The sequence below is a fragment of the Mucilaginibacter auburnensis genome (assembly GCF_002797815.1).
GTDB classification, from domain to species: Bacteria; Bacteroidota; Bacteroidia; order Sphingobacteriales; family Sphingobacteriaceae; genus Mucilaginibacter; species Mucilaginibacter auburnensis.
The window spans coordinates 1,760,600-1,785,374 of sequence record NZ_PGFJ01000001.1; the positions used below are offsets into that span (position 1 = coordinate 1,760,600).

The following is a 24,775-nucleotide window of genomic DNA, read 5'->3' on the forward strand; positions in this document are numbered from 1 at the left end:
CGTGATTGTTTATATGCTTAGCTACTGCCAACTGCCAACTCAAAACTGCGAACTTAAACGCTATTGATAAAAATTCCATCTTACACCAAATTTCAGCATGGCATCTAACTGCGGATAGCGGTTTACTGTGTAATATCCTTTGCTGAATAAGCCCTGGTTGGCGTAATCATACATCACCAGCAGATCGGTGTTCTTAATGTTGGCCTTTAAAAATACAGTGGCGAAAGGGTAAGATGCAAAAGTAACATCGGCGCCATTATAAAACTGCCCTAAGCCAACCGCGTATGATGGCGCTGTGTATTGCGTGTTATAACGTACGGTTATCCCTGTAGATGTTCTTAGTACTTTAAACAAGAACGAGTTGAGGTATAAGCTACTGTAAGTATAAAGTTCGGGCACACGTAAGGTTTTTTGATAATCTGTTTTTTGGTAGACAACAAAATTATCAAAATGCCAGTTACCAAATTCAATATTTTTGCCTACGCTTATTTTAAGCAGGTTGGCAGGGTTGGTAAGCTGCACCGGATGCGCATCAATACCTCCCGGCGATGCTTCGTAATAGATGTAATCATTTAATAAAAAATATTCAGCCTTAACATCAAAAGCTAAAGCATCATTTATATAGTTGAAAGATAATGCCGTGGTTTTTTGATTGGCGAATTTGTTATTAAAGATATAATGATTGGTTATCCAACTGGTAGCTACCAGTGATGGCGAACTACTTTGCTGATAAGCATTTAAGATAATTCTGCCGGTTTTTTGATTGCCCGATAGCAGCAGTTTTGCATCGTACAGAAAGTCGCCAAAATTTCGCCCAACCACAATTTGATTTACTGATGCCTGCAGGTTGATCTTATCACTTAAACGGTAACTGGCCCGGCCGTTAAGTGTTATGTTTTGAAAGTTGGCCTGCTGCTGTTTTTGAGGCAGCACCACTTTTACTCCCTCCTGGTTCAGCACTGTATCTACTACAAATTGATTATAGTTATAAAGATCGTGCGTTAGGCCAACATCCAGTTTAAACTCGTTCTTTACAAATTCGTTTGATTTGCCCCTAAGGTAAAAGCTGTAAGAAAATTCGTTTTGAATGTGATTTACCGTAAGCGAATCTTTGGTTCGGTTGGAACTGAAATAATAATCAGGAAAAACGTGATAAACATCCTGGTCGCCTTGCTGGTAAATGTATTTATTCTGGCTTATATTCAAGGTGTGCGATAGTCTCTGGGTCGGTAAAATATTTGCCGCGCTTTTATTTTTTACAACAGTGGTATCAATACGGCCAACATAATAAAATTGCTTAATGTGCAGCTGTGTTTGGCGCCAGTTGGCAAATGAGTTGGGTAAGCGCACGCGCTCGGTACCTTTATCAAATGAACCGGTGCTGCTGGTAAATAAAGTTTCGTTTAGTATGGAGCCGGTCTCGGGCGATTTGAGGTTATTAAATATAACCGTACTTAACAAATTGTACCGCTTGTTGGTTGATTCGTACCAGCTAAAAATGTTTCCGGTAAAGTTACTTACATTTTGACCCAGAATACGGTTGTTGGCATATGTGCCATTTGACCCCATGAAACTTAAATGGAAACCTACATTCCAATTAGGCTTTACGTTCTGGGTGTGAAATGCTTTAAAATACTGTTCTTTTGAACCACTTGCCACCATGGTTAAAAGGGTATAAGGCACCCGCGCATTGAAATAATACACATCGTCAGTTGTAAATAGCCACGGTTCAAGCCCGTACTGGCCCACATCAAAACCAATGGTTTTTCTTGGTTCAAATAATAAAGGGCGCGCCATACGGCCCATGGTACCATCTAAACTTATTTTGGGATTACGCGCGTAAAATAAGGGGTTGTAGTTTTCAAAATCTGTTAACGAGGTATCTAACGGAAAAAGTTGAGTGCTATCTCGTAATAGCGCTTCGTTAGTTATTTTAATAAAGCGAGTATTAAAAATTACAGAATCCATACGCTGTTTTTCGCGTTTGCGCAGCGTATCAATCATTTGGCTGGTGGTTAATGGTTTACCGCTGTTGGTCCTGCTGGTGTCATTAAAATTGTTAGTACGATAACGCGGGTCATTATTATAATTACCGTTGTTATTGTAACCGCCGTTGTTATAGCCTCCGTTGTTGTAAGGTGGCATATTTTGAGCCAATGCAGCAGTACAAAAAAGACAAAGAAACAGAAATAAAACGAGCTTTCTATCAGGCATTTAAACTTGCAATCAGTTCTTTTAAAATCAGCGTCATTTTGGGCTCAGCTTCTTGCGCCACAGCAATTATCTCTTCAACCGAAACAGGCTCCAATTCCTCGCCAAAACCCTCATCAGTAAGTACAGATATGGCAAATACCGGCAAACTCATATGTTTAGCCACAATAACTTCGGGCACTGTACTCATACCAACCGCGTCGCCGCCAATTATGCGCAGATAACGGTATTCTGCCCGGGTTTCTAAATTTGGACCCGGCACAGCCACGTAAACGCCTTTGTGGCAGGAGATATTGTTTTGCTTAGCAATGTCAAGCGCCTTGCTGATCAATGAACGTTGGTAGGGCTGGCTCATGTCAGGAAATCTCGGACCGAAGTCTTCATCATTCCTTCCTGCTAATGGGTTTTCGGGTTGAAGGTTGATGTGGTCTTCAATCACCATCAAATCGCCTTTTTTAAAATCGGGATTTAGGGAGCCGCTGGCGTTCGAAACAAACAGCGTTTTAATACCCAGCATTTTCATTACTCTTACCGGGAAGGTGATTTCCTGCATGCTGTAGCCTTCATAGTAGTGCAAACGCCCTTGCATGGCAACTACTTTTTGTCCGGCTAATTTACCAAATATCAATTTGCCCGAATGAAACTCAAGCGTTGAAATGGGGAAAGCGGGAATGTTGGAATACATCAGCTGCTTCTCCACCTCAATTTCGTTCACCAAACCTCCAAGGCCGGTGCCTAAAATTATTCCTATTTCGGGTTCAAAATCGCCAATGCGGTGTTTTATATAATTAACGGTGTGCTGTATATTCTCTAACATAATTTAAAATTATTTGATCAAACGCTTGCTGATCTTGTAAAAAGCTGATGCCTATTGGCTGTACTAATATAGGTAGTTTGTCAATCAAAGGCCTTAACTCATCATTTGCTAAACGCTGCGCATCCTTTTCTGTTGTGATGATCAGTTTTTTTTGCGTTGCACAGGCGTTGAAATCATTGGCAAGTTTAGTGATATTTTTTAAGCTAAAGCTGTGATGGTCGGGATAATTGTGATGAATAACGTGCGACGTAGTTTTTTTTATATGCAATACCAAAGGATTAGGATTGGCAATACCTGTAAGTAAAAAAATAGTTGTATCTGCGTCTATAATTACTTTAGAAATATGTCCCGCCATATTTTGCGATGGCAGGTATTTTATAGTACTAAAAAACAAGCTTTGGTAGGGTAGCGGACTAAGCTTCTCAGCTATGCTTTGCTGTGCTTGTTCATCTATATCAACCGGACATTTGCTGATAACCATTACATCCGCGCGCCAGCGCCCGCTAAGGGGTTCGCGTAAATTGCCGGCAGGCAACAAAAACTGAGGGTGTGTTATTTGATGATAGTCGAACAGCAAAATGCTCAATCCTGGTTTTACAGCGCGGTGCTGGTAAGCATCATCTAAAATTACAAGGTTATGATCAGCTTTTAAATGCTCTATACCCGTAACGCGTTTTTCGCAAACTGCTACTGTTATCTTCGGAAATTTATGTTTGAATTGAGCAGGCTCATCACCAATAAGTGTAGCATCTGCCTGGTCATTGGCAATTAAAAAACCTTTGGTTTTACGGCCATAACCCCTGCTGAGCGTGCTCAGTTTATAGTCGTCCTTTAATAACCTGATGAGGTACTCCGTCATTGGGCTTTTACCGGCACCACCAATTTCCAGATTACCAACTGATATTACAGGCAGATTAAAGGATCTGCTCTCCAACAAACCGGCATCATAACACCAGTTGCGCATCAACACTACCAAACCGTAAATAAGCGAAAAAGGAAATAATAGCAGGCGCAGATATTTCATGTAGCGAAGATAGCAAATAGTTGATTAGAGATTAGTTGACTGGTGAATAGTAGTATATAACTACAGTCTAATCAACAAGTCTCTAATCACTAATTAACTACTACTGTGTTTTCATCCTTCTTTTAGCTGCTGGTTTAACTTCGTAATCTCCGCCCAGCAGGTAGCCCCATGGTTTGGTACTTTCAATTCTGTCAAATATTATTTTAAAGATAGCCGTTACTGGTATAGACAAAAACATGCCGGATAAGCCCCAAAGCATTTCGCCTAAGATAATACCTAAAAAGGTTATAAGGGCGTTTAGCCTCACTTTTGAACCAACAACAGTAGGGAGTAAAAGGTTAGCGTCTATGGCATGTATTACAATAATACTCACGGCTACCGCTATCACATTACTAATAGGCCCGGTAGCAAAAGTTATCAATACACTTAAAACCAAAGCGGTAAAAATACCCAGGTAAGGTATTATGTTAAATATCCCCACTAATAAACCAAGCAATACAGCGTATTTGATACCTATCATCCAGAAAGCAGCGCAGGCCATGGCTGCAACAATTATCATTTCAAACAGCAAGCCCAGAATGTACTGGCGTAAAATGGTTTGCACGTTTTCAGTTATATCGTTAACAACATGGTCATGTTCACCTCCAAATGCTTTTAAAACAAACTGATGGAGCAGTCTGCGGTAAAAAAGTATGAAAAAGGTAAAGATCATGATGAATATATAAAATAGCATCAGTGAAGATACTGCGCCAAAGGTAGTACCCAGTACCTCTGTTCCTGAATTGAGGAGCTTTTTAGCAGTATCATCTACCATTGTTTTTTGGCTTTCAAGGTTGATGTTATACCGGCTTTCTATCCAGTGTGATACATCATTTACAGATTGCGAGAGCTGATTTTTAAGCATGGGCCAGTCGGCTGTAAGAAAAGATATTTGTCTGCCAACCATGTATAGAATTAGTGCAATTACACCTACCAGCAGTATCACTGATAAAAATGACGACATGGATCGCGGCATTTTAAATACACGTTCTAAAAAGTTGGATAGGGGGAGTAATAATATAGCGAACAGGAAGCCGAATAATAAGGGGTCAAGTAATTCTTTACCCTGAATTATTAAATAGCCCAGCACTACTAACCCTATTAATACTAATGCCAGGCGTTCATAAAAAGGCGCAATTGTTCGTTTTGATATCATACTGTAGTAATTTGCTTTTGCGCTAACAGCGGCTTTCGTATTTATGTTTTGAATATAATAATATCTCTAAACATAATCTGTTTACCACGTTAAGTTATGGCAGGCATTTTGCAACATAATGTTATCTATCTAATTAAAAAACGTTATGGCAAAGTATTCAGAAAAGGCGAGTGACAAGGTTGAGGAAACCATGCACGAAATGAAAGAAGGCAAGCTTAAAACAGGCACAGGCAAAAAAGTAACCAGTAAAAAGCAGGCAATAGCCATTGGCCTTTCGGAAGCAAGAAAAGAGGGGGCCAAAGTGCCTAAGAAGAAAGATTAATAATAAGGGCTTTTTAAACAGCCCTTTATTTTTTAGCAAGTTCAGTATTGACCCATTCTTCCAGTTTGCCTTCACTGTCAAGCTGCGCCAGCATTTCTACATTTTTATCTTTGTTGCGGCTTTTTTCAGTATTGTATTTGGCAATAAGGGCTTTAAAACCGGCGAGTTTAGCTTTGTTAGTATCCAAGGCGTTATCAGCCTGTCTGTTTTGGAGCGCATATTTGGTATAACCGCCCATGTAGGATACTAAAAGATCTTTATTCTTTTCCATTATCTTGAGCAGAATGTCATCGCCAAGTTCAATGTTAACGGTGGGGCTTCCGGATAGCCAGGCCATCAGGAAGGCATCAGCGTATGGTCGTTCAGTATTTTTGGGTCCCCATGGTGTGCGTTCCAGCCAATCAATGACGTTTACCACATCTCTCTCATATTTCTTATAATCATCGGGTGTTTTAAGCGAATAGCTATTTGGAACCGGCGACATTTGAGCGAAAGCAGCGCTGCTTATGGTCAAAGAGAATATGATAAAAAGATAAGAGATACCTCTCATAAGGTTTAATGCTATTTTAACCGAAAATACGTTTTTTTATAATATTGGCAAACTCTTCATTATAAGGCCTTTTTAGCGAAGGTGTCTATTATTTCCATCACAACAATTGCGTCATTTATGTCGCTTGGATTTTCGCCGTTGTTATTGAAATAGTTCACCACTTTTTCTATCATAGGATAGGCAATATGCTCGGGTTGTACAAAGGTTTTAGCCGTTTCGCCTTGTTCTGTTTTCAAACGGATAGTATATGGCTCGTTGAAAAACGGAAAACTGATACTGCCTTTACTTCCCACCATAACGCATTCATCAGTAAATTCAGATGGAGTCACATTAAAGCACCATGAACCATTTACTACAACACCATTACCGAAAATAATATTACCACTGGTGTGATCATCTGCATGGTAGGCTCCGGCTTGGTTAATAGAAAATCCGCTGTACTTTACCGGAACACCAAAGTAAAACAACATTAGGTCTAACTGATGAGGTGACAGATCATGAAAGTAACCACCGCCCGAAAAATGCGGATTTGTCCGCCAGTTGTCAGATGACTTTTCCTGCTGTTCGGGTTTGGCATTTTTCCAGGTACGTATTTGTACACTGCGCACATCGCCAATGGCACCACTGGCTAACAGATCTTTTATATAAAGATAGCTGGGCAGCGCCCGGCGATAATGTGCAACGGAAACCTTGCTGCTGCTATGTTTGAGCGCGCTGGCTATTTGTCGGGCCTGTTCTGCGTTTAAAGTTACGGGTTTATCAATATACACGTTTAAGCCACGTTCAATTGCCGCCAAAGCATATTCCATGTGAGACGACGGTGGAGTAGCTATATAAACCGCGTTGATCTCCTTATCATCAAGTAATTGGTAGGCATTGTTATACCATTTACCTACGCCGTGCCTGCGGGCGTAATCTTCCGCTTTAACAGCATCACGGCGCATTACCGCTGCAAGGCGGCTGTTAGGTACCTTGTATAACGGTGGACCGCTTTTTACTTCGGTTACGTCGCCACAGCCTATAATTCCCCAGTTTACTGTTCCCATAAATAATAGTTATTAACCTTTAAATTACTTCTGCTACAACAAAGGTGCTTCCGCCCACAAACACAAGGTCATCGGTTTTTGCGTTTTTCTGTGCCGCGGTGAGTGCTTCTTTGACTGACGGGTAACTTTCGCCGTTAAGCCAGAAGTCCGCCGCTTTTTCTTTTAGACTAACCGCATCTAACCCTCTCGGAATATCCGGCCGGCAGAAATAATAGATAGCATGTTTTGGCAACAGCGCTAATACCTTGCTGCTATCTTTATCACTCACCATACCCATCACAAAATGGAGCTGTTTATGCGGTGTGGCGGCAATATTTTTCAGCACTTCTTCTATGCCATCCGGATTGTGGCCGGTATCGCATATGGTAAGAGGAGAGCGGCTCAAAACCTCCCAGCGCCCATGCAGGCCGGTAAGCGTTTTTACCTGTTGGAGGGCAACTTTCAGGTGCTCATCCGTTATGGTAAAACCTTGCTGACGTAATTGCATAACAGCGCTTAAAACCGTTTTTACATTCTTTAGCTGATAACTGCCGGTGAGGTCAAGCTCAAGTTCATAATGTGATTGATTGCCTGTGTCTATAAGTTCTACACTCAAAAGCTCGCCACCTAAACTACCTTTAACAACCACTTCCCATTCATCTGCTGCAAAGTATATAGGCGACTTTGTCCCTTCAGCCTTCTTCATGAAAACTTCCGCGACTTCTTCCTGCCGTTCGCCTATTACAACCGGTATGTTCGGCTTTATTATTCCTGCTTTCTCTGCTGCAATAAGTGGAAGGGTATTTCCCAACAGATCGGTGTGGTCCCAGCCTATATTGGTAATTACCGAAAGCAGCGGCGTGATTACATTGGTTGAATCTAACCTGCCGCCCAAGCCGGTCTCAATAATGGCTATATCCACCTGATGGTTGGCAAAGTACTCAAAAGCCAAGCCTACCGTCATTTCAAAAAAGGATAGACCTATCTGCTCAAAATCCTCTTTGTATTGTGCTACAAAGTCGGTAACAGCCTGTTCGCTTATCATTTGTCCGTTTACCCTAACGCGTTCCCTGAAATCTTTTAAATGCGGCGAAGTGTATAGCCCTGTTTTGTAACCGGCAGTTTGCAGAATAGCAGCCAGCATATGCGACGTTGAACCTTTGCCGTTGGTGCCGGCAATATGTACGCTTTTAAACTTGTTCTCCGGATTGCCCAGTAATTGGCATAGCGTTATGGTGTTAGTTAGATCTTTAGTGATTGCAGCTGCACCCGTGCGCGAAAACATGGGCAGGCGGGTATATAGATAGTTAATAGTTTCCTGGTAGTTCATGTGTAATTGTGGTGGTAAATTTAGCACAATTACCGTGGTGTTTTATGTTGGAGTAGATAAACGCCTGCTTAATACGCTTTTTTTGAAATGTTTAGCAATTTAATTATACTTACACTCTAATGAGAAATTTTGTTTTAGTAGTAGCTGTTATGGTACTGGGTTTAACCGCCCGTGCACAGAGCATTAGTTTACTTAACCTTACCAACTTAACCAGTTTAAGCAATAAGCAGGCAGCCGACGATATAACCGCACGCAAACAATTCAAACTACAGTCTGGAGAGGAGATAGATGGTTTTTTGGTGGAAACCTATCAAACCCTTGCGCCGCGCAATAAGCTGGAAACTGTGGTAGTAGGAAAGGGCTATAAATTAGCCAGTGGTGGTGTTTTACATACGGTTACCTATACCAGTGCCAATCCGCAGGATGTGATGAATTTAATGGCACAGACAAAATCCATCAATGTTCAACAGTCTTTTCATGGTGCCGACGCTTACGATAATATCTACATCTTTGATAGTTTTTTGTACCGAATGACAGTACGCATCAAACTTGACGACAGCCGCTCGGTTGTTGAGATTAGCCAGAAACAAGTGTTGGTTGAATAGTGCAATCTCTACACTAAGGTGTCCCACGTAAATATGCGTCAGTAGCGGCTTATCTTCGGCTCCTTATGACCTAAAATATTGTTAGTCAGACCGAATTGTATTTTCTGTTTTAGATGGGACAAATTTCTAAATAAATAATTTCTGTTTTGGTCCACCAAATGGGACAGGTTTCAATACACTAAGCGAATTGAAAATTCACAGTTCATTTAATCCGGTATTATAAATCTCGGATTAAATGAACTGTGGCCAACATTGCATAGCCTATTTACCTAAAGTTGCTTTATGTTGAATAGACGGCGCACCCATATAACTCGGGTATTTGTCGTTAGGGTTTACAACAATTCGTTCAAGTACAATCTCCGGGTCAACCATATATACCTTTATGGTATGCATGCCTGTGTCCTTAACATCTATATCAACATCAAGCCAGCGCAAATTGTCAAAAATTTCACTACGGCGCTGTTGTCTGCGGCCAGAAAGCGCATAAGGTGTTCCTAAGGGTGGCAATGGTTTTAAAACTAACGAATTGGCCAGATTTTCTTTAGTATACTCATTAAAGGTATCTACATATCCCTTCCTCGCATCAATAATAACAGGCTCAGCATTGTCAATGGCTACGGCTATTCTTAAACCTCTTGCGGGGTTAACGTCTTGCGTAGGCAAAATACCCAGGCAAACTTTTGTGGTTCCGGCTTTTGCTAAAAAAATGTTATAATCTAACCGTGGGGCATCTGCCGCGGTTGCACTTGGCGCAGTAACAGGTTGAATCCCCATGTTACCTTCTGCACGACCCAAATTAGGTAGAAAGGTCCATCTGGCATTTTTGCCGGATATGTTGGCATTATATTTTTCTGCCGGAATAGAAAATTCTCCGGAAAAGCCTCCAAAATAAGGCTGTTTTGTTTTAGGGGCTTCGCTGTTTAAAGTGTTCACCTGTACCAACACTTTCGCATCGCCGCCGGTAATTTCAATCAGGCCGGATGCTTTGCCCTTTGGTGCGAGTTTCCAGTCTATTTCAACATATAAACGCTCATCTTTCTCAACAACACCGCTATTAAGTTTGCTTATCTTGATCCAGGGTTGGTTGGCGTTGGCGGTAAATTTAAACGCGCCCGTACCACGGTTAAAAATGTCAATATAGTACCTTTGCTTGTCTAACGCGTCAAATTGAGGTAGCTCTGCTTTGGTATCTGTTCCGGGCCACGCATCTGTGCTTCCTTCTACAGCCACACCTAAAGCAGGTTTTGGTAAAGGAGCAACCTCACTTAACGCCGGCAAGCTGTTTTCTTTGGGCATTGACCATTGTTTATATCCAATATGTACATCACTCATCATATTTTTCCATTTTTTATTGGAAATAGAGTCGTTATATCTTAAACTCAGTTGTTTATCAAGTTCAAACAATTCCTGCGCGCGTTTCGCTAAATCATTTGCACTTACGCGCCCCTGTTTTGCGTAAAGATTATTGCGACCGGCGGCTAAATAGATCTCTGCAACGCCAGCCGATGCCTTAGTAGGATAAAGCACCAACTGATAGTAAGCATCTTTAGCTTCTGCAGGTATCCTTTTTTCCAGTTGTTCAGCCCTTGCGGTAAGGTCTTTCCACAATTTGAATACACGCTCGGCTTCATTGAAGTTCACATAGCTAAAAATTTTGGGGTCTTGCACCTCGGCTTTACGCATAAGGTTATATTTTGAGTATTTAGATACTATATCAGCAATCTCTTTAGCATAGGTTTTCCCAAATATTCCGGCAGCCCAATCTGTCATATAATCATCCGTTTGATTTGCTGAGATAGCATCAGGATTCCATGCATAGCGCATAATAAAGTCAATAGGCATTTCCTTTGGCTTTAGATCGCCAACGTTTACAATCCAAATACGATCGATACCGGTTTGATAGGCCAGGTTAAACTGCTCGCGTAGTTTAGGCACAGTAGTGGTGTTTACCCAACGGTCATTCCATGGTCCGCCATTCATATCAATATGGTAGTACATACCCAGGCCTCCTTTACGCTTACGCTCGTTTATCGGCCCCGTTCTGCGAATGTAGCCCCAGTTATTGTCGCAAAACAACAGGGTAATATCATCCGGTACGTTTAAGCCAGCATCATAGTATCGCTGCACTTCCGTAAATATTGCCCAAAGTTGTGGTACTTCTGATGGATCTTTGTCATAAACTTTTTTTATAATATCGCGCTGCGCACTTACCACGTTCTTTAACGTCTGGATATTTTCTTTATCATCACCTTTTCCCATTGCTACGTCTCCGTCTCCGCGCATACCCATTGTTATCAGGTTATCGTAGTTTTTATTGCGTTCCAACCCATCGGCCCAAAACTTTTGCAGGCCACTGGCATTAGTGGTAAAATCCCACGGGCCAACTTCGTTTTTACGGTTGGTGTATTCTTTTTGAGCACGCATCATAGGTTCATGGTGCGATGTACCCATAACAATTCCATACTCATCAGCCAACACCGGACTCATAGGATCATCTTCATTAAAGGTGTTGCCCCACATGGCGGGCCACAGATAGTTGGCTTTTAAACGAAGCAGTAACTCAAACATGTGCACGTAAGCCTTTGAATTAACGCCACCAAAGTTGGCGCGCGCCCAACCTGTAAAAGACGGACTTTCATCGTTTATAAAAATGCCCCGGTATTTTACCTTGGGCGATGGCTGAATATAACGGCCTGTTTTTACATATAACGCATTGCTTTTTTTAACGGGAGCATCGGCCCACCAATACCATGGTGATACGCCTATCTTTTCAGAAACGTCATAAATACCGTAAATGGTTCCGCGTTTATCACTACCGGCAATTACCAGGTTATTACCTAAGGTTTGAACAATGAATGACTCCCATTTACCTTTCACCGCGCTTACGTCAATTTTTTTAGCGGCTATCAAATTATCAATCAGTTTGCTCTTTCCAATGGTTCCAATTATTATGGCTCCGGTAACCGGTTGCGATTGTTGTATTACCTTGCCGGGAACAGTCGTTACTTTGCCAATATCGTCGCCTAAGTCGTTTGCCGCCCGTATTACACCTTTCCAGTCGTTGCCGTCAACTAAAATTGGAGATGTGTTACCGTTGGCTGATATTTTAAATGCACCGGAAACAGCATTAGTTTGAATGTATTGTGGAAGTAAGCTTAAAGTGTTTTTAGTTAAGTTTTGAGCCTGGGTTATAGCACTTGCAAACAGTAAACAGGCAAAGGACCAGGCGCGAAAGGTAATTTTTAACATAGAAACATTGGTTGATTGGTAAGGCCAAGGTATATTTTTAAACAACCAATTATGCTTATTTCAGGCAATTTAGTTACTAAAACGTTGTAGGGGTGGTGTATAGATAGATGAAATACTGCGTTAAATAACAATTTGAATATATTATTGCGCGTTGAACATAACGGTAATGGTCTTATCGCTGATCGAAAGGTTTGCCTGGATACCACCCTTGGCTATTACCACCCGTTTTAGCCAGTAAATAAAGAGCTAGTAAGATAAAAAGTATTATTCCGATCCGACTTGCCAAGCTAACCGGTTTTTCTTTCTGATCTTTTTTGCGTTTAGGCTTATTGATCTTTAGGCGTTGTAAAGGTCTTTTTCTACTGGTTGGCATGGTACTGTATGCTAAATGTACCAATTTTTATAAACTAGCTATTGCGCCTTAAACATAAACGTAACCGTGCCAGATTGCTGGTCGGGAGCGTTTTCAAGCGCGTTGAGGCTGGAGTTGCGCACTGCATCTTCGCATTTGTCAAGCAGGGAAGGGTCTGTGATGGTGGTTCCACGGGCACCTGCACGTACATATATCACTTTACCATTTTTGTCAACACGCAATTCAACCACCACACGACCGGTTTGTCTTCCGCTATAGCTTACTGTGGGCTTGGACAAGAAGCTGCGCTGCGCCATTGTTAAGCTGCCACCATTGCCAGAGCCTGTACCATCATAATTGTTGGTAAGCGTGCTGCCTGTAGGTTTGCCCTGGTTGCCCGGGGTACTGCCATTGCCGTCGCCCTGACCAACACCGTTATTGGTTGGGCCTTTATATAGCGCGTTCTGGTTAACGGTGGGTTTTGCCGGCGTTTTTTCGGGTTGAGTTGTAGCTACCGTATTGCTTGGCTTTTTAGTATTGGCCGCAACTTCGGGCGCATCCTCATTATCTTGTGTAACTACGCTTTTATCGCTCGTTTCGGTCTGACTTTTCTCAGGAGTAGGGGTGGCATCAGTCACCTTATCAGGCTTGGTGTTGTTAGCGTTTTCCGCTACCGAAGGTTCATCAGTACTCATGTAATCGCTCCCCATGCCTTCATCAACGGTGCCGTAGTTAACCAAAATACCACCGGTACCATTTTCGGGGATAGGCGGGGTACCAAACACAATAAAATAACACGCAGCAATAAGCACAGCCATAATAATGCCTGTAGCTAAAAATGCTTTTGGGTAATTATTTTCTTCGTGCTCTATGCCCGTCATTCTTTTATCATTAGTCATTGGTCATTCGTCATTTGGTAAATTCAAACCAGCAAACGTTACCAATCTTTAATCTTCAATCACCAATCTTAAAAACCTAATCAACTAATCACTACCCCTTCGGTTCTGTAGCTAAAACCAGTTTTATATTCAGTTTCTGGGCTACATCCATTATCTCAACAACATCCTGTATAGCCACTGTACGGTCAACATACAATACAATGGTTAGCTCGGTAGCCAGTTTTTTATACGCTTCTAACGTGCTGCTCAGGTCGGCTATCTGAATAGGCTTCTTGTCAACAAAGTATTGCAGATCTTTTGTTACCGAAACCGTAATTGTTTTTTTTGACACCGATTGCCCTGTTGATGATTTAGGCAGCATCAGCTTAATAACGTTGGGGTTGGTTACTGTAGACGCTATCAGGAAAAACAAAAGCAGGAAGAACATGATGTCGTTCATGGCCGAGGTGTGCATTTCTGCACCGGCTCTTCTTCTCTTTCTTAAATTCATTTGCTTGGCTCCTCTAACAGGTCAATAAACTCAATAGCGTCTGTTTCCAGTTTTAATATCACTTTGTCAACCATCATGTTCAACACATGATAAAATACATAAGCCATAATACCAACCAGCAAGCCCGCTGCCGAGGTGATCATTTTTTGGTATAAACCGCCTGATATGGCACCCATGCTGATGTTATCAGTTAACGATATATTGTAGAAGATGGTAATTACACCGGCAATAGTACCCAAAAAGCCAAACATGGGGGCAATACCTGCTACAATGCCTAATATGCCTATGTTTTTTTCCAGTTTGGCTACTTCCAGTTTACCAATGTTTTCAATAGCACCTTCAATATCTTTTATTGGGCGACCAATGCGTAGCAAACCTTTTTGCAGCATGCGGCCCAATGGAGTGTTACTATTGCGACAAATGGCGATGGCAGAATCCAGATTGCCCGACAATACACTGCCGCGTACCTGCTGCATTAATTGCGACTCGTTTTTTGCCGCCTTGCGGATGGTAAAATAACGTTCAAAAAATATTACCAAAGCCAAAATTGCCAATATGCCAAGGGGGAGCATAACCCAGCCACCTTTTAATAAAAGGTCGCCGAAACGTAGTTCGGGGGGCGGAGCTGTTGCTAATTGTTGCGCGGCACGGCTGGCCGTATCTGTAATTTGGCTAAGAGTATCTGTTACTGCCTGCATTATTTTTTATAGTATATTTATATTGGTTATTCCTCTGGAGCTTCTATGGTACGTGCTCCCCTTGTTAGTTTACCTTCTTTTATTAATCTAAGCCTCATCTCCTCACATTCACTGAGTGAACTAAATGAGGCAATGGATATTTTGATAAGTGGTCCTTGAAAATCTTCTAAAAGCCTTGCATCTGTAAAGCCCATGGCCCTGTATTTTTTTAAAGCTTCGCCAGCGCCCCACAAGTTTTTAAAGCCTTTACCGCTTATTAATTCAAATCGCTTTGTCTTTATAGTGTCGGCTACTTTTGCTGTTGTATCTAACGCCTTTTTAACGCTGTCAGTATGTAACGAATCAATGCCTGGTATAACTATGGTGCTTGGTCTGGCTTTAACAGGTGTATCGGGTGTATTGTTTTTCCAAAACTGAAGTTGCGCAAAAGTTGCAGGTTGGTAGCGGTAAAGCGCAAACAGGCCGCCTGCTAAAACTGCCAAAATTATCGTGGTGATCAATATAGCACGCCATGGTCCGCGGCTTCTTTCCTGTTCTTCTTCGTCATCAGGGAAAGCTGAATAGGATTCGTCGTGCGGGGGCTGAATGCTATTGTCTTCGTCGGTATGTTCAATAATCTCTTCTTGCTCTTCAACCGGAGCCTGTGCCTCGATCTCCTGATTTGGTGCAGGCGGATATAACACTACTTGCGCGGTTAATGTCTTGGTAGCGTCGGGTATAGCATCAGCCTTAAATATCTGAACAGGCGCCAAGCCAAATAATTCAGCATCGGTGCCTAACGCATTGTTAGCTTTAAAGCTTAACTCGCCATGTTCTATGCTAAACACTCCCAAATTTGCCAACGGAACATCGGCTACAATTGCCTGTTGCCTTAAATTGACAATATACTTTTCAATAAAGTATTTAGCAGATGCAAACGATATATTTTTCTCATCTACCAGGTATTCTGCGAGTTCTGTGTCGGCAGTATCAGCCTTGGCCTCAAATTGAACTTTATTGTATGGCGGATAAAACAGATGCGCGTTTTCATCGTAATAAGCGCTCATGCGTGCCTGCGAAAAAACGCCCAAACCGGGCACTTTAACCTCGCCACGCTGCATAAGCAGTTCACTCAAATAAAAACCTACATCCATGCACTAAAAGTAATGGTTAATTGTATAACATCAAAAATAGCCAGCTTTAAACAAATGTTTAAAAGCTGTAGCTTGCGCCGCCAAATATATTAAATCCGTAATTAGGATAGTATAGCCAGTTTTGGCTGTTGGCATTTAAAATGTTATTAACCTGCCCAAAAATGGTGATCTTTTTGGTTACCTTATATTCAACACCGCCGCTCAGATCAGCAAACGGATCAATGGTAGTTTTAGTAGCGCCGTTGGCTGCCATAGCCGGACTTACATAAGGATCATACGTTTCGCCCCGGAATAATACCGATCCGTTAATTAAAACCTTGTCGTTAATACGGATGGATGTGCCCGCTGTAATTTTAACTTTAGGCAGGTTCCAGGCTTGTTTCTCGGTAGCCATTTGGTAATCCATAACTTCCGCGCGACCAAATATGCTCAGGCCATCCAAGGCCTTGTAGTCAATCTCGCCGGTGAACCCGCTTACACGTGCGGCTCCACCGTCATAAATAACTTTAAATTTATTGTAGCCCTGTGCAAAATCAAAATTGCTCACCATTAGCGCCATATTTTTAACGCTGTTGCGGAAAATGCTGGCCTTGAAATTTAAGCCTGGCGCTAACGTGCCTTTTAAACCTGCGCTTATATCTAACTGGTCAACCGAGTTGCGGATGTCAACATTTGGGCCCAAAAAAGGGTTGATAGCGTAAAAGTTGCGGAAGGTTGATTTATTGATATCGCCTTTGGCTTCAACAAACAAACGGGCATATTTAGGAATAACCTGTAACTCCGCTTTGGCAGCCGGGAAAATAAAGAACCTTGATGAAAAGCCAAACTCTGAAGCAATGGTTATACCCGCATCAATTTTGTAGTTAGTGCCTTGAAACTTGATGTATGGGTTAACGCGAGCTATACTATTGCTGATAGAGTAAGCCGCATCTTTCTGCGTTGTAAGATCTAACGAAGCGCTGGCACCGGCATAAAATTGTTTTATGGTTTGATTTAAAAAGCCCGATATAGCGAGGTTAGACTCGTGTGCTTTATACTTGTCTGAAAAGCTGTAGCCTTGCAATTTAAGCGCATAGGTAAAATCATTCTCTACATCGCGGTAGTTTTTTGCTAACTCACCCTCGGCACTTATGGTATTAAAAACCTGCTGGGTAGGGTTTAACACAGTGGCGGCAGGAGGGTCGTATTGGTTATACCCATAAAAATAATTGCTGCGGTTGCTAAAATCAATGCGTCCGCTCAATGAGTTTGTAGCCCCAATGCTTTTGCCAAATACACCTATCTGGTTATTCATTGTGTTTTGATTTTTGAAAGTTGTACCGCGCTGCCCCAAATGTTTAAAATAGCCGGCCACTTGTAAAGCTTCGTCTTTACCATTGCCAAAATAGCCCTCGGCAAAAGTGGTTTTTAAACTGCCTAAGCCTGCTTTAACATAATTATTGGTAGGTATAGAATCAACTTCGGCAGGCATGCGCATGGCATTAAGCTGCCTGATGTCAGTATTGCGTTCTAAGCGTTTGTCAATAGGCGTGTAGCTAAGCGGCGCTTTAAACGGCGCTTTATCTTCCATATCCGGATTGCGGCGCAGCTTAACAGCATCTGCCAAAACAGGTTTGTATGTAGTTGTAATAACTATTTCTTCTGTTAAGTTACCCCCGTTTTGAGGTTTGTTGTTGGCGCCTCCGCCGTTTTTTGTAGTATCACGGGTAACTTTTGATGCCGCATCGCCAATTGTTTGCGCATCGGCTTTTTTGGCGGGAGTAGCGGGCTTTTTAGCCGGCCTTGTTTGTGCATTGGCCGAAAAAGCAACGCAAAGCACCGTTTGTAAGGTAAGCAGGGTAAATGTGTATCTTAATTTCATTGCTTGTGTGTCAAATTTACTTGTTGCCTTGTTATTGTTTGCGTGTGCTGTCTGTTGGTGCACTGGTTCCGGTTGACTTTTGCGGCGATAATCTTTCAAGTTTCTGGCGCGCAGTGGTTAGAATATCATCGTCCCCTTTATAGTTGTCAATAATACTTTTCAGCGTTTCTTTCGCCTGGAATGTATCCTTCAAGCCAACATAATTGTCGGCTAACAGAATGTAAGTTTTGGCAACCCAGTAGTCATAGTTAGGCAAGTCCTTAACCAGATCAAAACAAGTTTTTTGTGATGTTTTGTATTGGCGTTTTAAATACTGCACATTGGCTATATTGTAACGGGCCTCGGCCGCGGCAATAGTTTTGGTATTATCGGCCGTGTAGGTAAATTCTTTTACCGCCGATGTGGTATCTGCCAGTTGTAAATAAGCTAAGCCAGCATATAAACCAGTTTTGAACTTATCTTCCTGCGATGTTTTTTCATTCTCGCGAACAAGGTGAACGTAATTGATAGCGTCCTCCGGCATTTTCATTTGCGAATAGCAAAGCATGAGGTTATTTACAGCGAAAGTGTAATCGGCTTTATACTCTGATGTGATCTCCAGCTTTTTAAGGAAGGCAACCGCGTCATTCCATTTTTTCTGTGCCATATACAATTTAGCCATGCTAATAAGCGACTGCTCGGTGTAAGCGCTTGTCCAGTCGTTCAATATCACGTTATAGTCCATTACCGCTTCGTCGTAACGGGTAAGGTTAACCAAGCTTTGCGCACGGATAAAGCGGGCTTGTTTTTCGTATATCGGCTTGTTATTGAACTTATCAAAGTAAGCGTTCACCGCGTTTACCGCTCCTTGCCAATCGCCCCTTGCGTAGAGGTTGTTGGCAGCATCTTTCATAATGTTTTCCTGCTCGGCAGCCGTGTAATTGCCAATTGGCGTGGTCACCGCGTAGTTGATAAAGGTTTGTGCATCGCCATTATCCGTATAGATCTTTTCAATCTGCTTAAGGGCCTGCTTAGCTTCGTCAGCAGATGGATAATCTTTAACTACCTGTTTAAATGATTCGACAGCCGCCATATCATTACCACCGTTATAGTCGATCAAGCCAATAGTAGTAATAGCGCGCGGAATGTAGCTGCTGCGCGGGTACTTCTGTATCATGGTTTGCAGAGCCGATTTAGCAGTAGCGCCATCGTTTTTAACAAAGTAAGTGTAGGCTATCTCAAAGTCGGCATCATCAGCATAATCTGAATTTGGATATTTATTCAATACCTCTTTCAGCGTAGCTATTTTACCATCCGGATTACCTTGCAAACCCTGTATCATACCGCGTTGGAATAGGGCATAGTCTTGTCCCTTGCTGCCTTGTGCTATAATACGGTTATAGTATTCAAGCGCTTTGCCATAACTTTTCAATACAAAATAGCTATCGCCAATACGGGTAACAGCATCATTTATACTGTTTTGATCTTTTTCTTCACCGCGTAAAAAGCGCTCAAAAAACTGAGCGGCCTTAGCATATTTTTCATCATAAAACGCCGCGTAAGCCAGCGCATAATTGGCATAGTTAGCTACGTTTGTATTGGCAGCTTCGGGCATCAGTAAAAACTTTTCAAAGTTCTCTACAGATTCACCATACTTGCGCACTTCATACATCGACTCCGCCATCCAGTAGGTAGTAAGCGCTTTAATGTTAGCATCAACCGGGTTTTGCAATGAGCGAAGGAAGATACCTATCGCGTTCTCGAAAGCACGTTCATTGTAAAACTCCAATCCACGGTAATAAGTAACTTTTTGATAGGCGATTTTAGCACTTTCAGATTTATTTGGAATAGGCTCCAGTATCTCAACAGCTTCTTTGTAATTACGTGAGTTCAGTAATGCTTCACCCAATAAAACCTTAACCTCGGTGGTTCTGGCCGAGTTAGGATAGTTTTTTAAATAAGCGCGGGTAGCTTCTAACGCCTGGGTGTAAAAGTCAAGCTCATATGATAGTTTGGCGTACTCGTAAAGCGCGTCTTCCTGTAACTGCTTATCGAAATTTAATTTTGATGCAGCAAGAAACGCATTGCGGGCGCTTTCTTTGTTGTTCATCTTTAAAAATACCTGGCCCAATGTGTAGCTGCCGTTTTGGGCGTAAACATCATTATTGCCAACCAGTTTTTCCAGTTCGGTAGCGGCTTTGGCAAAGTTGCCAACCTTAAAGTAGGCGTAACCTATTTGGTAGCTATCCTGCGTGTTTTGTGTTTTGCCCAGGTCTTTGTCCTGGTATTTGGTATAGTAATTTACCGCGTTGTCATAATCGCCTTTGGCAAAGTAAGATGCCCCAACAATACGCAGCATCTCTGTTTCATTTTGCTGACGGGTGCGGTTAAGGATAGGCACAGCGTAACTGATCACATCATCGTAACGTTTATCTAAAAAGTAAACCGCTGTGATGTAGTAGGGATAGCTGCTCTCGTATTTTTTTGAGTTTTTTAGCTTTTCAAAATTTACCAGCGCCAGGTGATAGTCTTTGTTAAGATACGCTATGTAGGCAAAGTAATAAGTTGCATCATCCGTAAATGGCGATCTCTTGTTTTTTACATCATTAAATAGTTCCTGCGCGTTTTTGTAATCATTCAGTGAGAAGTAAGCATAACCTTTTCTGAATTTATACTCGGTATTGTCTGAACCGCCCAACTCGCTTGCGTCTATTCTGTCAAACCATTTAAGTGCCTCCTGGTACTTGCCTTGTTTGGAGTAGGAGCGGCCTATCTGGTAAAACGCCATTTTGGTAAGCGTGTTCTCTGGATGCTCTTTAATAAACTTCAGAAACAAACTTTCGGCATCATCATTACCCAGCTCCAATGCGCAAAGTGCCACGTAGTATTGTGAGTCTTCTTCAAGCAATGATAACTCCGATTCAAATTTTGATTGATTGGAAGTTTTTAAAGCCAGGTTTTGAAATAAACGATATTGCTGTGCGGCGGCCACATACTTACCCTCATCTAACAGATTTTTAGCAGCCTGATAAGTGCTGTAAACTTGAGAAGAAGGGTTGGTTTGAGCGAATACCGGCGCGGAGATTATGAATACGGGTAACAGGCAGTATTTTAATTTCTTCATAGAACGCGGACAAATGTGCTGCAATTTAAATAATCAACATGCTTTAATTAACATAAGTAATTAACACCTGTTGAAAATACAAGTTTAACGCAATGCAACTATTAATGGTATCAATGTTGAAAAATTCCTTTGGGTTGGGTCATTAGTCATTAGTCAATGGGCATTGGTCATTAGTCATTGGTCATTCGTGTTTGAGCATTAGCTATTACATAACTCAGATTATGGGCTGATAACTGTAAGCCATTACGATGACGCGTAAAACCTTAAAAGGAAGTGGGTAACTCATTACACATCTACTAATGAACGAATCTCCAATGCCCATTGACTAATGACCGATAACTAATGCCTAATGACCAATGACAATCAAGCAACAATCTGCCTTTCAACGCTATTCACAAGAGAATCAATATCGAATGGTTTTGATATAAAGTCGTCGGGCCTGCCTTTTGGGGAATTTATATCTGCAAGGGCATGACTGGCAGATATCATTATAATGGGTATGGTATAAGTTTCAACATTAGATTTTATCTGGCTGCATAGAATGCGACCATCCATGTTGCCTAACATGATGTCTAAAATGATGAGGTCGGGTTTATATGTTCTTATTTTATCAAATAAAGTATGACCATTGGTTAAGGTTTCAACCGTATAACCGGAATCCTCTAAAACATATTGTATCACCTCAAGAATGTCCTTGTCATCATCAACCACCAAAATCCGTCTCATCGTATTAAGTATATATAAATATAAAAAGGTACAGCAATTACTGCGTCATAGCAAGCAATTGCTGTACCAATATAGTTTTCAACTTATTATTTAGTTGATTTTGGTCGTAATATTTCTTAAAAAAGTATTAGAGCCATGCTACAGAACTTTTATTACAAAACTACTGACTGTTTTTACCTACAATTAATTTATACACTTAAAAACCAAATATTTGTTTCAGATCAGGTTTTACCAAGGTGCCGTACTTTTTTAAATCATCGTCGGTCACTCTTTTTTCTGATGCCACTATACAGTAGGTGTAAGCCTTGTTTTTTAAGTGTGCATCATGAAAGGCTTTCAGATCTGCAAACGTCATTTTTGGTATGCTTTCAAATGTAGTTTTGCGCAGATCGTAATCTAAAGCCAGGCGCTTTGCACTCAAATAACTCATAATTATGTTGTCTTCTGTAATGCGTTCTGTCTCTATTGATTTACGAACATTGTCTTTTGCCAGTTCTACGCCGTCATTTGATTCGGGCAAGGTGGTAAGCAAGTCATTCATGCCTTTTACGGCTTCGTTTAATTTATCGGCTTGTGCACCAATATAAGCAGCAAAAAAGTCTCTGTCTTCTTTTTTGCTTGGCGTTACATATTGCGCGAAGGTAGAATAAGCCAGCGCTTTTGACTCACGCAGATCCTGCAACACTATTGAACTGAAGCCGCCGGTACCAAAGTAATTGTTAAACACTTCAACGCTTGCTTCTTTAGCCGGATCAAAAGGGGTGTCATTACGTATCCAATATATCTCAGCCTGTACCATATCGTAATTGGCAAAAAGTACCTGGTTTGCAGTAGCATCTACACGGGTAAATTTGGCAGCAACCGGATAAGCTGTAAATGATGCAGGAACTTTGTGTAACGCAGCAACTTCTGCACCCGCTTCTGCTGCAGTTTTAGGGCCATAATATAAAATTATGTGGCTGTAGTTATTTAACTCATGCAATACCTTGATCAGGTCTTGAGACGTTACAGCATCCAGCTCCTCGTTTGTTAAGCCGTAGTTGTAAGGATTTTTAGGTCCGTATTGCGCGTAACTCATCAAACCCTGCATAATGGCCGATTTGTTTATTTTTTGATTTTCGCGTGAGCGTTTTATTCTTGCCTTAAGGCTGGCCAGCGCTTCTTCGTCTGCTTTACAATTTAATAAAAGGTCTTCGTAAAGCTTAATGGTGGCTCCAAAATTTTCCTGCAATCCGTTAAAACTAACAGTAGTAATTTCGTTACCGGCGCTCAAGCTGTATGACGATGCCAGTTTATAAAAAGCTTTGCTAAAATCTTCAGAAGTTTTGCTACCGGTTCCTAAAAACTGCAAATACTGAGCTGCTAACGGTAATAGTTTGTTGTTCCAGCCGCCCATCTCGTAACGGTAGTATAAACGGAACAAACTGTTGTCAACGTTTTTAACTGCTAAAACATCTAAGCTGCCTGCTTTGGCGCGCTGTATATCTTTTTGATAATCTAACCACACGGGTTTGATGTTAACCGTTGGCATAGCCGATACCTGTTTTAAAAACGGCGACTGTGCGGCCGAATTTACATCAACAGGAGTAATGGCCGGTTTATCAACTTTAACTATGTTTTTGTCTTCGCCCTGGTGCTTGTAAACAATAACGTAGTTTTGGTTATTTAAATATTTATTGGCAAACGCCACTATTTGCGGTTTGGTAACGGCTGATAGCTCTTTGATAAGGCCAACAACATTTTTCCAGTCAACGCCTGATGTAAATGCGCTCATCAGGTCATCTGCACGTGATGAGTAATCCTGATTTTGCTGCAGCAGGCGTTTCTTTTCATTATTAACGATAGACTGGATCAGATCATCAGAAAACTCTCCGTTCCTTAGTTTTGCTATCTCGCCCAGCATCAGGTCACGCACTTCATCTAATGATTGACCTTTAACGGGATTACCGCGCAACAATAATACACCGTAATCTTTTAGTGCATAGCTACCGGCGGTAGCGCTTAATAATTTTTGTTTTTTAACCAGATCAAGGTCAAATAAGCCTGCTTTACCGTTGGTTAAAATTGAACCCATCAAATCAAGTAGGCGTGCATCGCGGGTATTGGCTCCCGGGAAACGGAAAGCCATGGTTACGCTCTCTGCATTGGGGCCATAAACATCGGCTTTAACCGGACTGGTTATTGCCTGCTCCGGATCAAACTTGTAAGGAGGGATGGCTTTTGGTTTCATGTATTTGAAAGCCATATCAATTTTCTTGATCACTACGTCCGGATTAAAATCTCCCGACATGATCACACCCATGTTATTGGGAACATAGTAATCATTGTAGTAACGGCGTATATCCACTAAGGATGGGTTTCTTAAGTGCTCAACAGTACCAATAGTGGTTTGCTTGCCATAATTGTTGTTAGGGAACAGCAATTTAAACATCGCCTCATTCACTTTTCTGCCATCATCATCAAGCGTGCGGTTCTTCTCTTCATAAACAGCTTCCAGTTCTGTATGAAATATCCGCATAATTGGGTTGCGGAAACGCTCTGCCTGCACTTTCAGGTATTTATCAACAGCGTTTGCAGGAATATCTTCGGTATAAACAGTTTGCTCAAATGATGTAAAGGCATTGCTGTTTTGTCCGCCCATGGCAGCCATCATTTTATCATACTCGTTAGCAATGGCATATTTTGCAGCCTCGCCAGATGCTTTGTCTATCTCTTTATATATTTCTTTACGTTTAGCTTCATCAGTAGTATTGTTATACTGCTCATAAAGCGCGTCAATTTTTGCAAGCAAAGGTTTCTCTTTAGCCCAGTTTAATGATCCGTAAACATCTGTTCCTTTAAACAGCATATGTTCCAGGTAGTGCGCTAAACCCGTATGGTTTGCCGGGTCTGTTTTACTGCCGGCTTTTACGGCAATGTAAGTTTGCACACGCGGCTGCTTTTTTGTGGGGCTAAGTATAACCGTTAAGCCGTTTTTTAACGTGTAAAAACGTGAGTTGGTGGGGTCGCCAGGTACATACTTGTAGGTATAACCACCGGCTGTGGCTTGTTTCCAGGCATTGGTTGTTTGTGCGCTCAACTGTTGGGCTATCACAAACAAAAATGCAATAAGTAGGATTTTATGTTTCATGATGTATAATGGGGTGTTATCGCAATAAAAGTATCTAAAAAATTACACATAAAAA

The 24,775-nt window shown here is 41.7% G+C and carries 18 protein-coding genes; 2 read left to right on the top strand and 16 right to left on the bottom strand.

The genetic code is table 11. The features are described from left to right. Window positions 1-60: 60 nt before the first annotated feature. The 4 genes from CLV57_RS07875 to CLV57_RS07890 form a co-directional block, all read right to left on the bottom strand. Window positions 61-2,145 carry a putative porin gene (locus CLV57_RS07875; RefSeq protein ID WP_157799098.1) on the bottom strand — a complete coding sequence of 695 codons (2,085 nt, stop codon included), beginning with the start codon at window positions 2,143-2,145 and terminating at the stop codon, window positions 61-63. A gap of 61 nt (window positions 2,146-2,206) precedes the next feature. Next, window positions 2,207-3,028, bottom strand: coding sequence for a purine-nucleoside phosphorylase (locus tag CLV57_RS07880; RefSeq protein ID WP_100340762.1), 822 nt, complete (start codon window positions 3,026-3,028; stop codon window positions 2,207-2,209). Then, window positions 3,000-4,052 (bottom strand): tetraacyldisaccharide 4'-kinase, encoded by a 1,053-nt coding sequence (gene lpxK / locus CLV57_RS07885; protein ID WP_100340763.1) that lies wholly within the window; start codon window positions 4,050-4,052, stop codon window positions 3,000-3,002. The genes CLV57_RS07880 and lpxK overlap by 29 nt, the downstream gene beginning before the upstream one ends. A 100-nt stretch (window positions 4,053-4,152) precedes the next feature. Beyond that, window positions 4,153-5,247 (bottom strand): AI-2E family transporter, encoded by a 1,095-nt coding sequence (locus CLV57_RS07890; RefSeq protein WP_100340764.1) that lies wholly within the window; start codon window positions 5,245-5,247, stop codon window positions 4,153-4,155. Window positions 5,248-5,392: 145 nt separating this feature from the next. Between CLV57_RS07890 and CLV57_RS18500 the strand changes: the two genes are divergently transcribed. Further along, on the top strand, window positions 5,393-5,569 hold the full coding sequence (locus CLV57_RS18500) for a DUF6496 domain-containing protein (RefSeq protein ID WP_169927067.1): 177 nt from the start codon (window positions 5,393-5,395) through the stop codon (window positions 5,567-5,569). Window positions 5,570-5,594: 25 nt separating this feature from the next. Here the strand turns inward: CLV57_RS18500 and CLV57_RS07895 are convergent, their stop codons facing one another. The 3 genes from CLV57_RS07895 to CLV57_RS07905 are packed head-to-tail and all read right to left on the bottom strand — an operon-like array spanning window position 5,595 to window position 8,474. Continuing rightward, window positions 5,595-6,119, bottom strand: coding sequence for a hypothetical protein (locus tag CLV57_RS07895; RefSeq protein ID WP_157799099.1), 525 nt, complete (start codon window positions 6,117-6,119; stop codon window positions 5,595-5,597). 59 nt (window positions 6,120-6,178) lie between these two features. After that, a complete protein-coding gene (locus tag CLV57_RS07900; RefSeq protein WP_100340766.1) occupies window positions 6,179-7,165 on the bottom strand; it encodes a Gfo/Idh/MocA family protein in 987 nt (328 codons plus the stop codon). 19 nt (window positions 7,166-7,184) lie between these two features. After that, entirely contained in the window at window positions 7,185-8,474 is a 1,290-nt protein-coding gene (locus CLV57_RS07905; protein WP_100340767.1) for a bifunctional folylpolyglutamate synthase/dihydrofolate synthase, read from the bottom strand. A 119-nt stretch (window positions 8,475-8,593) separates the two neighbouring features. Here CLV57_RS07905 and CLV57_RS07910 point away from each other — a divergent pair, with 119 nt between their 5' ends. Continuing rightward, window positions 8,594-9,079: a hypothetical protein gene (locus CLV57_RS07910; protein WP_100340768.1), complete on the top strand. Its 486-nt coding sequence runs from the start codon at window positions 8,594-8,596 to the stop codon at window positions 9,077-9,079. A gap of 261 nt (window positions 9,080-9,340) precedes the next feature. Here CLV57_RS07910 and CLV57_RS07915 read toward each other — a convergent pair whose 3' ends face one another. The 9 genes from CLV57_RS07915 to CLV57_RS07960 form a co-directional block, all read right to left on the bottom strand. Next, window positions 9,341-12,328 (bottom strand): glycosyl hydrolase 115 family protein, encoded by a 2,988-nt coding sequence (locus CLV57_RS07915; RefSeq protein ID WP_100341344.1) that lies wholly within the window; start codon window positions 12,326-12,328, stop codon window positions 9,341-9,343. 411 nt (window positions 12,329-12,739) lie between these two features. Then, complete coding sequence (locus tag CLV57_RS07925) at window positions 12,740-13,579, bottom strand: energy transducer TonB (RefSeq protein WP_245856899.1); 840 nt, start codon at window positions 13,577-13,579, stop codon at window positions 12,740-12,742. A gap of 91 nt (window positions 13,580-13,670) precedes the next feature. Continuing rightward, window positions 13,671-14,069: an ExbD/TolR family protein gene (locus CLV57_RS07930; protein WP_100340770.1), complete on the bottom strand. Its 399-nt coding sequence runs from the start codon at window positions 14,067-14,069 to the stop codon at window positions 13,671-13,673. Continuing rightward, complete coding sequence (locus tag CLV57_RS07935; protein WP_100340771.1) at window positions 14,066-14,767, bottom strand: MotA/TolQ/ExbB proton channel family protein; 702 nt, start codon at window positions 14,765-14,767, stop codon at window positions 14,066-14,068. Before CLV57_RS07935 ends, CLV57_RS07930 begins: the two co-directional genes overlap by 4 nt. Window positions 14,768-14,793: 26 nt before the next feature. Then, the gene (locus tag CLV57_RS07940) at window positions 14,794-15,900 is read right to left on the bottom strand and encodes an HU domain-containing protein (RefSeq protein ID WP_100340772.1); all 1,107 of its coding nucleotides are present in this window, start codon (window positions 15,898-15,900) and stop codon (window positions 14,794-14,796) included. A 58-nt stretch (window positions 15,901-15,958) separates the two neighbouring features. Further along, on the bottom strand, window positions 15,959-17,761 hold the full coding sequence (locus CLV57_RS07945; protein WP_100340773.1) for a porin family protein: 1,803 nt from the start codon (window positions 17,759-17,761) through the stop codon (window positions 15,959-15,961). A 31-nt stretch (window positions 17,762-17,792) separates the two neighbouring features. Further along, window positions 17,793-20,864: a tetratricopeptide repeat protein gene (locus CLV57_RS07950; protein ID WP_100340774.1), complete on the bottom strand. Its 3,072-nt coding sequence runs from the start codon at window positions 20,862-20,864 to the stop codon at window positions 17,793-17,795. A gap of 363 nt (window positions 20,865-21,227) precedes the next feature. Next, entirely contained in the window at window positions 21,228-21,590 is a 363-nt protein-coding gene (locus CLV57_RS07955) for a response regulator transcription factor (RefSeq protein WP_100340775.1), read from the bottom strand. 196 nt (window positions 21,591-21,786) lie between these two features. After that, complete coding sequence (locus CLV57_RS07960) at window positions 21,787-24,720, bottom strand: M16 family metallopeptidase (RefSeq protein ID WP_100340776.1); 2,934 nt, start codon at window positions 24,718-24,720, stop codon at window positions 21,787-21,789. Between the last annotated feature and the right edge of the window lie 55 nt (window positions 24,721-24,775).

Coding starts and splice junctions, on each gene's coding strand:
- CLV57_RS07875 (WP_157799098.1), bottom strand. CDS start 2,145: ATGCCACCTTACAACAACGGAGGCTATAACAACGGCGGTTACAATAAC.
- CLV57_RS07880 (WP_100340762.1), bottom strand. CDS start 3,028: ATGTTAGAGAATATACAGCACACCGTTAATTATATAAAACACCGCATT.
- lpxK (WP_100340763.1), bottom strand. CDS start 4,052: ATGAAATATCTGCGCCTGCTATTATTTCCTTTTTCGCTTATTTACGGT.
- CLV57_RS07890 (WP_100340764.1), bottom strand. CDS start 5,247: ATGATATCAAAACGAACAATTGCGCCTTTTTATGAACGCCTGGCATTA.
- CLV57_RS18500 (WP_169927067.1), top strand. CDS start 5,393: ATGGCAAAGTATTCAGAAAAGGCGAGTGACAAGGTTGAGGAAACCATG.
- CLV57_RS07895 (WP_157799099.1), bottom strand. CDS start 6,119: ATGAGAGGTATCTCTTATCTTTTTATCATATTCTCTTTGACCATAAGC.
- CLV57_RS07900 (WP_100340766.1), bottom strand. CDS start 7,165: ATGGGAACAGTAAACTGGGGAATTATAGGCTGTGGCGACGTAACCGAA.
- CLV57_RS07905 (WP_100340767.1), bottom strand. CDS start 8,474: ATGAACTACCAGGAAACTATTAACTATCTATATACCCGCCTGCCCATG.
- CLV57_RS07910 (WP_100340768.1), top strand. CDS start 8,594: ATGAGAAATTTTGTTTTAGTAGTAGCTGTTATGGTACTGGGTTTAACC.
- CLV57_RS07915 (WP_100341344.1), bottom strand. CDS start 12,328: ATGTTAAAAATTACCTTTCGCGCCTGGTCCTTTGCCTGTTTACTGTTT.
- CLV57_RS07925 (WP_245856899.1), bottom strand. CDS start 13,579: ATGACTAATGATAAAAGAATGACGGGCATAGAGCACGAAGAAAATAAT.
- CLV57_RS07930 (WP_100340770.1), bottom strand. CDS start 14,069: ATGAATTTAAGAAAGAGAAGAAGAGCCGGTGCAGAAATGCACACCTCG.
- CLV57_RS07935 (WP_100340771.1), bottom strand. CDS start 14,767: ATGCAGGCAGTAACAGATACTCTTAGCCAAATTACAGATACGGCCAGC.
- CLV57_RS07940 (WP_100340772.1), bottom strand. CDS start 15,900: ATGGATGTAGGTTTTTATTTGAGTGAACTGCTTATGCAGCGTGGCGAG.
- CLV57_RS07945 (WP_100340773.1), bottom strand. CDS start 17,761: ATGAAATTAAGATACACATTTACCCTGCTTACCTTACAAACGGTGCTT.
- CLV57_RS07950 (WP_100340774.1), bottom strand. CDS start 20,864: ATGAAGAAATTAAAATACTGCCTGTTACCCGTATTCATAATCTCCGCG.
- CLV57_RS07955 (WP_100340775.1), bottom strand. CDS start 21,590: ATGAGACGGATTTTGGTGGTTGATGATGACAAGGACATTCTTGAGGTG.
- CLV57_RS07960 (WP_100340776.1), bottom strand. CDS start 24,720: ATGAAACATAAAATCCTACTTATTGCATTTTTGTTTGTGATAGCCCAA.